Here is a 13,537-nt window from a genome sequence, read left to right as displayed (position 1 = left end):
GATGGACAGCGCGAGGCGGCGACGCCTGATCACCTGCCTGGCCGCACTGGGCTGGGCTGGATTGACGATTCAGCTGTACCTGATCTTCTTCGCACGATTGAGCATCGGCGCCAGCATGCTGGGCGGGCTGGTGAGTTTCTTCAGCTACTTCACCATATTGACCAACACCCTGGTGGCGACGGTGCTGACCTGCGCCGTGAGCGAGCGCGAATCCGCGGCGCGGCGCTGGTTTCTGCAACCGTGGGTCAGTAGTGGCATCGCGGTAAGTATCGCCGTGGTTGGTCTGGCCTACAGCATTCTGTTGCGGCATTTGTGGCACCCCGAGGGCTGGCAGTTCATCGCTGATGAATTGCTCCATGACGTCATGCCGCTGCTGTTTCTCGGCTATTGGTGGTGCTGCGTACCCAAAGGCACATTGCGCCTGTGGCATTTGCCGCTGTGGCTGATTTACCCACTGGTGTATTTCATCTATGCCCTGCTGCGCGGGCGCCTGCTCGGCGCCTATGCGTATCCGTTCATTGATGTGGCGGTGCTGGGTTATCCACAGGTGCTGGCGAATGCCGGGGGGATACTGGTGGGGTTTGTGCTGGTGGGGTTGCTAGTGATTGGTCTGGATCGCCGCCGTTCAATGTAGGAGTGAGCCTGCTCGCGATCGCGGTGTGTCAGTCACCTGAGATATTGACTGTCAGACCGCTATCGCGAGCAGGCTCACTCCTACAGGGGAGCATTACTCTTCTTCCGAGCCTTCCGCGCGCCAGTAGCCGACAGCCTTGATGAACTGTTCATCCAGCCCATGCTCATCGATCAGCACCCGGCGAATCTGCCGTGAGACCTTGGTCTCCGTTGCTACCCATGCATACAGATTGCCCTTGGGCACCTGCAGTTGTCTGACCGTGGTCAGCAGGTTGTCCTTGCCACCTTCGCGCAGTACCCAGATCACATTGAACTGCGCCGCGCTTTCGAGCATTTGCTGTTCGGCGCCGTTTTCCACTTCGATCACCACCAGCGCCTTGCGATTGGCCGCGAGGTTTTCGAGGCGGCGGGCGATGGCGGGAAGGGCGGTTTCGTCGCCGATCAGCAGGTAGCTGTCGAAGATGTCCGGCACGATCATCGAGCCGCGCGGCCCGCCGATGTGCAGGAACTGCCCGGGTTGTGCCTGCTCGGCCCAGGTCGAGGCAGGGCCGTCGCCGTGCAGGACGAAATCGATGTCCAGCTCCAATTTTTCCAGATCGTAGCGGCGCGGCGTGTAGTCGCGCATCTCGGGCATGGAGCCGTTGTCCTTGCCGGCGCCGAGCTGCAGGGTCTCCAGCGCCGCGGCTTGTTCGGCGTTCTGCGGGAACAGCAGTTTGACGTGATCGTCCGTGCCCAGGCTGATGAACCCGGCCAGCTCCGGCCCGCCGAGGGTGATGCGGCGCATGCGCGGGGTCAGGTCGGTGACGCGTAAAACTTCAAGTTTGCGCCGTTTGATCTCATGCATTACGCGGTGGATGGTTTGAGTATCGACTGCGGTCATTCGGCTTTCTCCGGGGCAGGTTGAACGGCAGGGCCGTCCACGATGGCTTTGGCGGTGTCATTGAGCAGGTCGCGCACGCGCAGGATTTCCTCGGCGCTCCAGCGGCCATGGTGCAACTGCAGGGCATGACGCAGGTTGTGCACGGCTTCGTGGATTTCCGGCGGTCGGTCATGGCCGCGCAGCGAGCGCTTGCTGACGTCGATGCGCATGCGAACGCCGTCGAGCGCCACCGCTTGTTCACTCAAAGACAGACGACCGGCGTCGGTCACGCTGTAACGCTTTTTGCCGGCCTCGGCATCGCCGACGATCAGGTCGCTCTCTTCCAGAAACGTCAGGGTCGGGTAGATCACCCCGGGGCTGGGGCTGTAGGCGCCGTCGAACATGCCTTCGATCTGGCGGATCAGGTCGTAGCCATGGCACGGCTGTTCGGCGATCAACGCCAACAGCAGCAACTTCAAATCACCGGGGGCAAAAACACGCGGGCCACGGCCACCGCGTTCGCGACCGGGGCGCTTCTCGAAGCCGTCGCGGCCATCACCGTGTTCGCGGTGGGGGGAATGATGGTCTCTCATTTTTCGCTTTCTCTCTCGTCGTATTTAGATACAACTTAAGATATATCTTAAGGTCCGTGCAAGCCGTTTCTGGCTCCGGATTGGCCTGGCCGGACGAGTGGTCGCAGCTTGAAAAACGCCGATGAATGTTTTTCGACGTGGAAGATAAGCCGTGACCAAAAAGTTAAAGTTAACGCTCTAGTTGCACTCGAGTATATATTCTAATTCCTCGGAAGTTGCCGAGTTAAAGCGCCCAAGTTGCTGTATGGTTTTTCCCGATAAACTGTGTGTAGGGCGTAACTTACAGCGAATATCGCAAGTATCTGTTTTTCGTTCTTTTTTCTGGCGGGGTGCGGAGTTGTTTAACTACGCGTTTGTCGGAAGTTGCCTGCTTACATTCCAGAGTCAACAGCCGATGATGCCCACCGTTGAAAGTTCAAGTTGATCCGGCAGTTGCTGGGGCAAGGGTTTATGAACTTTCGATGACAACCCCTTATATACAGCAAACAGGTACTGAACGATGCTCAAGAAATTCGCAATCGCTGCCCCACTGGCTCTTCTGGCAATGACCTCCACCGCCTTCGCGGCGGGCGAAGCCTCGCACTCCATCAGCCTCGTCGCTCACGTGCCAACCAACGGTTTCTACGTGGTGCCGACCGATCCTGATCTGGTCAACAAGGACCAGGACATGAGCTACCAGCCGACCACCGGCAAGATGGCCGAAGTTAACGGTTTCTTCGACGTGCGCAACAACAACGGTTCGGTTCACGCCAGCCTCGAAAGCTTGCCGAAACTGGTCGCGGGCAGCACTTCGATCGAACTGCAAGTGATGCTCAACAACAAGGAACTGACCCTGACTCCACAACTGGTCGTTGGTGAAGCCGAGTCCGATGTCAACTATCGCGCACCGCTGAAAATCTCCGCCAAGGGCAGCAACTTCGAGCCGGGTGACTACACCGGTTCCGTGGCGATGATCTTCGACGCCGTGCCACCGGTTGGCGGCAACTGATCGACTGACCGGATTCAAAACGCTCGCTTTTCACGAGCGGCGTCAACCGACGGGGCAGGCAGTGATGTTTGCCCCGACGGACTTTCATAGTCAGTCAATCAGAGTACGAGTTCATGTTCCCGATGACCCCCATCGCGGCTGCGCTTGCGCTGTTGTTTTGTGCCAGCGCAGCCGTCGCATCCAACACCGCCGGTACCACGCCACGTAGTCTGTTGGCACAGGCCAAAGGCTTGCCGGCGGATTTCGAGGAGCATTTCTTTGATGTGCCGCTGGCGGTGCGGGTCGAAGTCGACCAGCAGCCGCTGGGTGAGGCCATGGTGGTGTTGTCCCGCGATGATCGCATCACGCTTCTCGAATTCACCGACACCAGCGAAAACCGTTTCGGCCCCGCCGAGCGGGAAAAATGGGCAAGCTTCCTCAAGCCCGGCGTGCCCCTGGGCGCGTGCAGCGGTTCGTGCCCGGAGCAGTTTCTGGCCGTGCATTACAACCTGGAAAACTCACTGGTCTCGATCGTCACCGAAAACGCCGAGCGCGACGTTGAAGCCAAGCGCTATTACGAGCAGCCGAGCGGCGGCAGCAGCGGCCTGATGGTGCGCAACCAGCTCAACCTCAATGGTGGCCAGGATCAGGACCTCGGCGGGCGCTTTGGCCTTGAAGCCAGTGCCAGCCTGGGCAACTGGAGCCAGACGCTCAACCTGCAAATGGCCCGGCTCGGCGGCCCTGACGACAAGCTTTATCACGCCGTCCACGAGCTGCACACCCAGCGCGAACTGCAAGGCAGTTTCTTTCGCGTGGGCTATTTCACCCCCAATTCCGAAGGCCTGACGCGCCAGCCGCGCACGTTCGGCACAAGTCCCGACACGGCGGTCGGCGTCATGTACGGCAGCTCCGACAGCCTGGCGATCAACAGTCCGATGCCCAGCGTCTACCCGATCTACGTGACCGCCAACCGCCAGGGTTCCGTGGAGATCTGGCGTGACGGTTTGCTGATCAATACGCAATCGGTGCCGGCCGGTCTGCAGACCCTCGACACGCGACCGCTGCCCGGCGGCATCTATGAGGTGGAAGTGCGGCTGGTCGAAGACGGCCAGATCACCTCCACCACCCAGGAGTTGGTGTACAAGCCCAACAACTGGCGCAACCTTGACGAACGCTGGCGCTACAACGTGTTTGCCGGTGAAGAAAGCAAACTGCTGAGCAACTGGGACACGCAAGCGAGCGGCAGTCCCACCGCCGGTGCGGCGGTGAACTATCTGTTGCATCCACGGGTGATTGTCGGCGCTTCGGCGCGGCAGATCCGGGAAAAGCTGCAGTACGGCACGTCGATCGACTGGACGCTGGCCAATCACATCAGCGTGTATGCCAACGTCTACAAGACCGAGGACTACGGCACCGGTCTCGACCTGCAGAGCCTGTACAACTATGGCGCCGGCAGCATTGTTGTCAGCCACAACCGCAGTTGGCTCGACACCACCAACACCTACGACACGCTGCCCGATGGCACCCGGGTACGTCCGCGCAATGTGTTTATCGGCCAGACCAGCAATTCGTCGCTGGCGCTCAACCATCGCCTCAGCAGCAAGAGCTCGGTCAACGCGCGGGTCTCGCACAGCGAGGGCAATGTCGAAGGCATGGGCCTCGATCTGGGCTGGACCCAGCGCACCCTGGTGCTTGGCAGCGATGCCAGTTGGCGCCTGTCGGTTTTCGATCGGCCGGGCAGTTTCAGCAGCGGCGATGCGCGCAATCGCGGGGTCGACCTGAGCATCAACATGGCCCTCGGCGCACCCGGCCAGCAGATCACCGGCAGCATCGGTTCGCGCACCGCCCGCGACGGCACGCGTGACAACAACGCCTCGCTCGGCTGGCGTCGGGACTTCAAGGACCACGTGCTGCAAAACGTCTCGCTCACGGCGCTCACCGACACCTATGGCATAGGTGTCGCCAGCCTGGCGAACTTCCGCACCGATTCGGTCAACGGCGACGGTTTCATCCAGCGCTCCTCTTATAACGGCAACTTCACCGGCGGCCTCAACGTCGACAGCACGCTGGTGGTGGGCGGCGAGCAGATGCTCATGACCAGCCAGAGCGAAGTGCGCGGTGCCGGGATGATCGTGGATGTGGAGTCGGACATCGAGGACATCGTCCTGCGTGCCGACGATTACAGCGGTGGCGGGGCGGCGTTGAAGCCAGGGCGCAATTTCATTCCGATCACGGCGTATCAGAACAGCTCGGTGAGTTTCGATTTCGAAGGCAACACAGTGCCGGCCGCCACCATCCAACCGGCGCGTACGCGTTATCACCTGAACAAGGGCGGCGTCGAGTACCGCAAGATCCGCGTGATGAAAACCCTGACCGTGCTCGGCCGGCTGGTGGACGGGCAAGGGCGTCCGCTCAAGGGCCACCACGTGATCAACCACGCCAGCCGTGGCGTGACCGAAGTCGACGGGTTCTTCTCGATGGAAATGAACGCCGGCTCACCGACCCTGGAAGTGCGTCAGGGCAACCAGTTGCTGTGCCAGTTCCGCCTCGATGCCGGCAGCCATCGCAGCGAAAACAACGTGTTGATGATCGGTGATCTGCGCTGCACGCCGGACACGCTGGCAGATGCAACGTTCACTAGTCAAAAGGCGGGATGAAGCAATGAATAGCATTACAACGGGTGTCGGTCTGGCGTTGGCGCTGGCCATGCCCAGCGCACTGGCAGCCGGTCAGGAAATACGTGCATTGTTTCGCCCCGATCCCTCGCAGCCTAGCAAGAACGTCTTCATTAACCAGACACCGAACAGTGGTTACTGCGCGAGCTATCCGGACCAGTGCACGGCGAACTCGATGTTCAGCATTCAACTGCCCATTCGGTTCAATGGCACGCGCGCGCTCTATCAAGGGGAGGTCATTCCGATAAAAGCCCCCGCCAACTGGCGACGATTGACGGTCGTCAATGCTGACACTCAGGAAGCGGAAACCGTTGAGGTACGTATCACCGGTGTTGGCTCCAAATATGTTTTGAGTCAACCGGCTTATGAATTGGTTGGGGTAAGTGACGTACTTGAGGGGCATCAAAAACTCTGGACCAACAGTAGTTGGGTATATGCGCCTGCTCCTTGCCTGTTCAGCGGTAATGCACCTTATGGTCCTGAGCATTACCGGTTTTTCTGGAAGACACCGGTGGAAGCGTTCTGCACTAAAAGGAATGCTTATCCCATCCCGTCCATTTATTTCGACACCCTTGATTTTGCCTACGAATTGCGTACCCCCAATCCGCTGGGTATGTCATCAGGCATCTATACCGGCTCCCTTACTTACAGGCTTGGGAGTGGGGCGGACTTTGATTTCGGGCCGTTGATGCAGCCGGACGACGATAGTCTGACCCTCGACTTTGTGCTGGACGTACAGCACACCCTCAAAGTCGATCTGCCACCGGGTGGTAATAAGGTCTCGCTGGAGCCTGAAGGCGGCTGGGCGCCGTGGCTCGACAGCGGGCGCAAGCCGAGAAGGATTTTCCGCGATCAACCTTTCTACCTCTCTGCGTCGTCGCGCTTCAAGGTGATGATGCTGTGCAATTCCATGGGCGGACCGTACTGCAGCCTCGGCAGCCCCTTGGGCGATAGCGTTCCGGTCAAGGTGTCCATGAGCCTGCCCACGGGCATCACTGGCCCTGGTGGTGACGTTGACCGAATTCCCTTGCACTTCGACAACTGGGTCGGTCCGTTCCAGCCGGGCATCTATGTGGATCGCAAACCCGGTGCGCTGCATTTCGAGCTGGAACCGGCGGCGATCGATTTTCTCCTGCGCCCCGGCAAGAACGACCGGCTGCGCGGCAACATCACCATTATCTGGGACTCGGATGTGTGAGCACTGCAGTCCGGCCTTTTTCGATTTTCATGGAGTTGAACGCGATGAAACGTGGTTTTCTGCTGGGCGTGCTCAGTGTGTGTTGCCTGACGGCGCAGGCCGGGCCGCAGATCAATGTCGGCACTGTCTATGATTATCTCGACGCCGATAAAAGCACCTATCTGAAACGGGTGTTCAACAGTGGCGACGCCACCGCGTTCGTCAAGATCAACGTACTGGAGATCATCTACGGCGCCGATGGCCTGCCGCAGGAAGTGCCTGTGCAAAACGCAGCTGACGGCGCTTCACGCAACGGTGTGATGGCCAGTCCGGCGCGGCTGATCGTGCCGGCGCAGGGCATGCAGGGCACGCGTCTGCTGTACATGGGCGAGCGGGATCGCGAACGCTATTTCCGCGTGCGCTTCGTTCCGGTGGTGCCGGAAAAGGAAGACGAGTTCGTGGTCAGCAGCGAAGAGCGCGAAGACTACAAAAACTCGCTTTCCGCCGGGGTCAACGTGATGACCGGGTTCGGCACGATCTTCTTCGTGCGGCCCAAAGACGCGCGTTTTGCCACCGTCATCAATGACACCGACAGCCGCTATGAACTGCGCAACGACGGCAACACCGTGCTGATTGTCGACGAGTTCAAAAGCTGTTCGCTGAGCAAGGAAAACGACTGTGGTGCGACCACCAAACACCATGTGCTGGCAGGGAAGAGCTTTGCGTTCGACAAGGAGAAAGGCCGTCAGTACAGCTTCTTCCTGATCGAAGGCAGCGAGAAGAAAACCGTGAAGATCGCCAGTCGCTAGGTTTGTTTTCCATTGACGCATCGGGTAACCAACATGATCAAGCAATGCACCGCCGCCGCGCTGCTGGCCGCCACTGCGCTGAGCGGCGTCGGGGCGTGGGCCGCGCGCGAAGAGCACACGTTCGAAGTGTCCCTGACCATTCCCAGCCGGCCGTTCTACATCATTCCGGCGGAACCGGACTGGATTCACCGGCCGCAGCGGCTTGAGTGGGATTACCAGCGCGCGACCCTCAGTGGGCTGATGCGCAATTTCGATGTGCGCCACGACAGCAGCGCGATTGAGGCGCGGCTTGCCTACGACTCCTATCTGGAGAACGGCCGTCCCGGTGAAGTGATCGATCTGCGGGTCTCTTTCAACGATGTCGAACTGAGTTCGCACGTCACCCCGCGCCAGGTCTTGTCCGAGGAGGAAGCGGCCGGGGGCAAGCGCGTGGCGTTGAAGATCGACCCGATCGAACCGGAGGGTGGTTATCGTTCCGGGGATTATTACGGCAATGTGGTGCTGATGTTCAACGCCAGAGCGCCGGGTGCGCAGTGATCGATATGCACAGCTATCCGTGTGCGCCGGTTTATGCCGCAGCGGAAAAACGCTGTCGCATCGGGCGAACATGGAGCGGTCCTGTGCTGGCGCCGATTGTCGGCAGCGTGCCGTCCGGCCAGTCCTTGTCGGGGCTGGCCGGGTTGCAAGCCTGCCGTTAAAGGCCCGCCAGTCTCATCGCCTCACGGGTCAGTTGTCGGGACAGCTCCTTGCGCTGGTAGCCGAGGTCATCGAGCAGCCTGTTGTAGCGGCGCTGGCTCATGGGTTCGTCGGTGAATATCTCGGCGTGGGGGATGCCAAGCCGGGTCGCGAGGGCTTCCAGTTTTCGCGTCAATGCATTGAACTGCGTTCGATCAGTGAGGGTGGCCCATTGCGCCTGTGCCGTGCGCAATTCATCAAGCCATTCGAGTCTGTCCTCAAAGAGACGATCATTGCGTTCGTACTGGGTCGGGTGGGTTTTGCGCAAGTGACGCTCCCAGAAATTGTCTGAAGAGAGATCGATCATTGCATTGACCAGGCCGTCGCCCTGTTCCCGCTTCATGATCATCCTGTACGCCGTTTCGATTTCATCTTTTGTTACGCCGGAACGCTCCTCATAAAGCATCGCTTCGGACTGCCAGGGCAGTTCCAGTCGTTCTGCCAGCCCTTTCTCGAACGCCAGATGGATTTCCACTTCGTCCGGGGGCGGGTTGCCCGGATCGATGAGGTTCTGTTGTGCCTGACGGCTGTATTCCACGCGGGCTTCGTCGCGCACCAGATCCAGCCGCGCAGCACTGCGCGCCAGGCGCACGAGTTTGTTGTCCAGCACCTTGGCGGATGTCTGTTCTGCATAGGCTCTGGACACCAGCACCTTCATTCCGAGGGAGTTGAACAGTTGCGCACCGAGGTCGCCACAGTCGTCAGGGGAGACAATCTGTCTGAACAGTTTTTCGCGCAGTTCCGAGTCCAGCGTTGCGGCTTCGACCATTTCCCAGACGCGTCTGGTCAGCTTTTTTCGTGCGGGATTCGTCCGGTAATCCGCGCTTTCTCCTTGCTTGGCAATCACGCTGAAAAAACCGGCCGAGTCGGGCTCGGCCATCAGGTCGAACCAGGATTCTTCGCGATATTTTCTGAACGCCACGGACGGGCTGTAATGCTCAGGCTCATCGAAGGGCTCTTGCCAATGGCTGAGTTCGGTGCTGGATGCCTCTGGATAATCGATCACATAACCCAGGCCTGAGGAGCTGCGATAGTGTTGATAGCGGACCCGCTCTTCATTGGTCAGTTTTTCCGTATCAAACCGTGCCCGACTCAGGACGAAGGCCTGATCGGACCCGGGCGTGACCTCGGGCAAGGTGTCGATCGGCGCCTTGCGCATGTCGAGCATGAACCCCCGTGGGCGGTGTCGGTTGATGCTGCCCACCTTGAACAGCCCTTCGGGCCAGGTGTGGATATCGGTTTTGGCCAGACTCAGCTCCTCCAGCCGATACATGCGGCCGACATCGGGTGGCGTGCGCAGTGGATTGCCGTTCAGGTTCAGCGAGCGCAGCCGCACCAGTCCCTTGAGCCGTTCGCTGGATCGCGGTGTGAGGCGGATGAGGTTGTCGGCCAGATCCAGATCCTCGAGTTGACGCATCTGGCCGATGCTGGACGGGATTTCTTTCAGTTCGCATTGGCGGGCGTTCAATCGGCGCAGATGGGGGAAACTGCCGAGCAATCCATCCGGATCTGCCGAGAGTGAGGTTTTGTTGATCCTCAGTGCGGTGATCTTGTCGATGTGCTTGTTCATGTCGGGGCGCTGGCGCAAATCCTTCCACCAGCGTTCGAGATCCTTGCCGCCGAACTCGGTGGTGAGGTCCAGCGTGTAGCCTTGCTCGGGATGGATGTCGGGTTCGTCGAAAAGATCGCTCTGGCGTTGGAAGCATTCAATCATCCGTTGTTCGATGTGATTGCCGCCGGTCTGCATGTAATCCCTGGAGGCGCCGTAGCCCGGTTCTCCCGCGTCATCCATGCCGATGGGGTGATCGTCACGCCACGCCTGTAATGCCTTGTGCAAATCCTTGCGCTCGTTTTCCAGCTTTGCGATGGCATCGAGGGTGTTGCCTTTGCTCTGGCGCGTCAGGGTTTCAATGAACGCGTTTCTCGCACGTGCATTCATTGTCGGGTAAAGCTGCTCGATGCGTTGATCTGGCGTCCGGCTCCCAAAGAACCGGGACAAACCGCGTACCAGCGTTTCGGTTTCAATCGTCGCCTCAGGCCGGATGGGCGGCTCGGCCAGTGCGGTTCGGCGCTGCGCGGGGGGCTCGGCCTGTTCCATGATCCACAGTTTCAGCGGGCGTCCCTGACCGCGTTGATAACCCACGGCAGGCAGTGTTTCGGCGGGCACGGCATGCAGAATCGACTCATGGAAATCATCGGCGTCATGCAGTTTTTTATTGTGCACGTCGAGTACTTCGTAGCGGCCGTGTTCGTCGCGGATCAGGCGTCGGACGGTGCTTGCGTCATCCGGCCCGACACTGCAGCGCAATGTCCCGTCGTAGCTGCCATCGAGGACTTCCAGGCGCAGATCGGCGAAGGTGTCGGTATTGAGCCTGAGGGTGTTGAGGGCCAGGCGTTCGGTGTCGGCCGTCATCAGTTCGTCGTGATAAAAACCATCGTAGGCGCGGGCCGCGCTGGCTTCGAAATCCAGTTCCCGAGCCTGAGTCTTGAGGCGTAACGGCAGGCGTTGTTCGTCGGCGATTCTTTGCAGTTCGGTGGATCTGGCCTGGGCCAGGAGCTTCTCGGCCAGCGGCAATGGCAGCTCCGGGAAAGTCTGTCTGACGATTCTGATGTCGGCTTTGTCGGGTCTTTCCAAGGCTCGATAGACATGGCGAGAAACGGCGCCACGGCGCTCATCCACGGCATCCGCCAGTCGATTGCGCAAGGCGCTCGCACGATCGGCACGGGCAACCTCGTGCCCCAGGAGATTATGGAATTCTCTGTCGGTGAGGAAGTCCGCCAGCCGATCCGGCAACCGGCCGGCGTTCAGATCGCCGAGGCTGATGCTCAAGGTATCGGCCGGTGCAGCCTGCGGGTCGCCGTACTTGCGCGAATGACCGCTCAGACTGGCATCGGCGAACACCTCCAGCGCTTTGCCGTCAGGCCAGCCGGGCAACGCGGTCAACAGCGGTTCCAGCCAGACCGCTTGAGGGTCGATCGGCCGACCGCCACGGATGTCGGCACTCGCCGTGACTGCGTCGTCGTAAGCGCTGAAGCGTTTGACCGCGTCGGCCAGCAGCGGTGGCGGCGGACTGTTGTCGATATGCATCTGGCGCAGCGCGCTGTGATCGGTGCCGCTGCTGATGCGCACCTGCTCCAGTTGCGTGGGCGAAAAGCGTTCGACGCTGTGGCCCAGACGCCGCATCAACGTTTCGTTCGACCAGTCTTGCGGGGTTTCCAGTTCATGCCGCCAGGCACCGTGGCCGTTGTGTTCGATCTTTGGTTGGTAGGCGTTGGCGCGGCGCGGGTGTTTGATGCGGTGGGTGTTGGACGTGGCTGGCGGCGAGGGTTTTTCGACACAGTACAGCTTGCCCTCCAGTGGCAGGACGGTTTCGTCGCCGTACTGATGCAGGCCATGGCGGTCGGGTCTGGCGTCTGGAGGGAGCATCAGTTCGTTGCGTTCGTAGGGGCTCAGGTCCGGGTGCCATAAACTCGCTTTGCCATCGGGCAGCCTGACCGGTTTCATGCCGTCCACCAGCGGTGACAGCTTCACGCGAAACGCTTCGCCGATCTGTGCGCCGGCGGTGAAGGCGGCCAATTGAATGATGTCGGTGACCACGCTGATGACATGCCCGGCGGCTTCCTGCCAAAGGCCTTCGGCCAGATCGACGATGCCTTCGATGACGTCGCTGGTCAGTTGGTAAGCGGTGTAGGCCATCATCAATTCGCCCAGCCCCGGCACGAATGGGGTGGCGATCAACAGCGCGACATTGAAAATGTCCGAGAGAATTTTCTTGAAGTTGTCCCACCACGCCCAGCGCGCCTTGCTGTCGGTATCCGCGGTGGAAACGGCGATTTCCCGGGCGTCATTGAGAATCTTGTCGAGTTTTTGCTGATAGGCGTGGCGCCAGTAATCGCCCTGCAATTTCACCCGAGCGAAGCGCAGATTGGGATTCTCTACCGCCACCTTGTGCCACGGCGGCAGCGGGTCGGACGGGGCCTCACTCGCGTGGTACCTGACGATGAACAGCCGTTGCTCGAGCTCGGCAAAGAAGTGCCCGCGCTGCTGCTGATCGACGAACTGGCTGAAGAACTGGCGATAGGTCTGTCCGGTTGATTCGCTGAGCCGGTCGTCGCGAAGCTGACGCGTCAGTTCATCGCGGAAGGCTTTCAAAGAGTCGTACTCCTTGAGCGGGTGATCCGGGTCGTGGGGGACGTAAACGATCAGGCGTCGGATGCCACGCTTGTCCGTCACGGCGTGGGTCAATACCAGCACGCCGGTCAGCCGGTTGCCGAGCAGCGACAGGTCAGAGCACTGCATTGCGCGGCCGTTGAGCAGCAGTTGCGGACTGCCTTCGGCCAGGCTCAACAGCATTTTGTAGGTGTCGTACTGGATGTCTTCCTTGATCAGCGCCAGGTGTGCGGCGACGGCGAGGGCGTCTTTCTGACTCTCGCTCACCTTGTGTTGCAGCACGGCTTCGGCCAGAGGCTCGCCGGGCAGCAGGTAGCTCTCCAGGTGTTTTTTATACTGCGCGCCGATATCCAGCTCGCGGCACAGCGTCTGGAACTGGCTAATGGGCATGGCACCTTTGATCGGCAGGACATCGAACAAGCCTCGCGCGTCGGGTTGGCTGATGTAGTCCGAGCCGTCACCGACCGTTTCACTGCTGGCGAAGTTGTGCAGGGCGGCGTCCAGTAGCGAGACGGTGCGGGTCACGACGCCCTTGGAAACATCGATGGCGTACCACGGTTTGTCCTTGGGCAGGTAAAGGCGCAGAAAGGTGCGTTTGACGTCCGGCTCGATGCCGTGTCGCTCCTTGATGCTTGCCTTCAGCAGCGGCTCGGCGAAGGCATGCAGATCGGTTTTCGCCAGCAAATGATCCACCCGGTTCTGCGAGCCCCAGGCCTTGAGATTGGCAATCGCGAGTCTGAGCAGGTAAGGAGCGGGCGCGGTGGTGTACCAGGATTGAATCTTCAGTGGCGAGGCTGCCAAGGCGAGGCCCCGGCTGACGGTGGCGGTTTTGAAATTGTCGTTGACGGCGGACTTGATGAATTCGTAGTGCCGTCCTTTGTCCGCGTTGACCGCAGGCTGGGGGGAGAGAGACATGGC

10 protein-coding genes are annotated in these 13,537 nt (G+C 60.1%); 7 read left to right on the top strand and 3 right to left on the bottom strand.

The window, feature by feature from the left end; translation table 11 throughout:
* The first annotated feature begins 1 nt into the window (after position 1).
* Positions 2–634 carry a Pr6Pr family membrane protein gene (locus LIS66_RS21475; RefSeq protein ID WP_227973003.1) on the top strand — a complete coding sequence of 211 codons (633 nt, stop codon included), beginning with the start codon at positions 2–4 and terminating at the stop codon, positions 632–634.
* A 93-nt stretch (positions 635–727) separates the two neighbouring features.
* Here the strand turns inward: LIS66_RS21475 and LIS66_RS21470 are convergent, their stop codons facing one another.
* Both LIS66_RS21470 and LIS66_RS21465 read right to left on the bottom strand, forming a co-directional pair.
* The gene (locus LIS66_RS21470) at positions 728–1,513 is read right to left on the bottom strand and encodes a siderophore-interacting protein (protein ID WP_227973002.1); all 786 of its coding nucleotides are present in this window, start codon (positions 1,511–1,513) and stop codon (positions 728–730) included.
* Complete coding sequence (locus tag LIS66_RS21465; protein ID WP_042608306.1) at positions 1,510–2,085, bottom strand: PadR family transcriptional regulator; 576 nt, start codon at positions 2,083–2,085, stop codon at positions 1,510–1,512. The genes LIS66_RS21470 and LIS66_RS21465 overlap by 4 nt, the downstream gene beginning before the upstream one ends.
* Before the next feature lie 499 nt (positions 2,086–2,584).
* Here LIS66_RS21465 and LIS66_RS21460 point away from each other — a divergent pair, with 499 nt between their 5' ends.
* From LIS66_RS21460 to LIS66_RS21435, 6 genes are all read left to right on the top strand, one after another.
* A complete protein-coding gene (locus LIS66_RS21460; protein ID WP_042608305.1) occupies positions 2,585–3,073 on the top strand; it encodes a CS1 type fimbrial major subunit in 489 nt (162 codons plus the stop codon).
* A 113-nt stretch (positions 3,074–3,186) separates the two neighbouring features.
* Complete coding sequence (locus tag LIS66_RS21455; protein WP_227973001.1) at positions 3,187–5,709, top strand: CS1-pili formation C-terminal domain-containing protein; 2,523 nt, start codon at positions 3,187–3,189, stop codon at positions 5,707–5,709.
* A gap of 4 nt (positions 5,710–5,713) precedes the next feature.
* Positions 5,714–6,925 (top strand): hypothetical protein, encoded by a 1,212-nt coding sequence (locus LIS66_RS21450; RefSeq protein WP_227973000.1) that lies wholly within the window; start codon positions 5,714–5,716, stop codon positions 6,923–6,925.
* Positions 6,926–6,969: 44 nt separating this feature from the next.
* Positions 6,970–7,713 carry a pilus assembly protein gene (locus LIS66_RS21445; protein WP_042608302.1) on the top strand — a complete coding sequence of 248 codons (744 nt, stop codon included), beginning with the start codon at positions 6,970–6,972 and terminating at the stop codon, positions 7,711–7,713.
* A gap of 33 nt (positions 7,714–7,746) precedes the next feature.
* Positions 7,747–8,250 (top strand): CS1 type fimbrial major subunit, encoded by a 504-nt coding sequence (locus LIS66_RS21440; protein WP_173867354.1) that lies wholly within the window; start codon positions 7,747–7,749, stop codon positions 8,248–8,250.
* A gap of 5 nt (positions 8,251–8,255) precedes the next feature.
* Positions 8,256–8,411, top strand: coding sequence for a hypothetical protein (locus LIS66_RS21435; protein WP_227972999.1), 156 nt, complete (start codon positions 8,256–8,258; stop codon positions 8,409–8,411).
* On the opposite strand, the gene LIS66_RS21430 is transcribed toward LIS66_RS21435, so the two are convergent.
* Complete coding sequence (locus tag LIS66_RS21430) at positions 8,408–13,534, bottom strand: dermonecrotic toxin domain-containing protein (protein ID WP_227972998.1); 5,127 nt, start codon at positions 13,532–13,534, stop codon at positions 8,408–8,410. The genes LIS66_RS21435 and LIS66_RS21430 overlap by 4 nt on opposite strands.
* Positions 13,535–13,537: the final 3 nt, after the last annotated feature.

It is taken from the genome of Pseudomonas sp. HN2, assembly GCF_020736465.1.
GTDB classification, from domain to species: Bacteria; Pseudomonadota; Gammaproteobacteria; order Pseudomonadales; family Pseudomonadaceae; genus Aquipseudomonas; species Aquipseudomonas moraviensis_A.
This window is presented reverse-complemented; position numbering and strand designations above follow the sequence as displayed.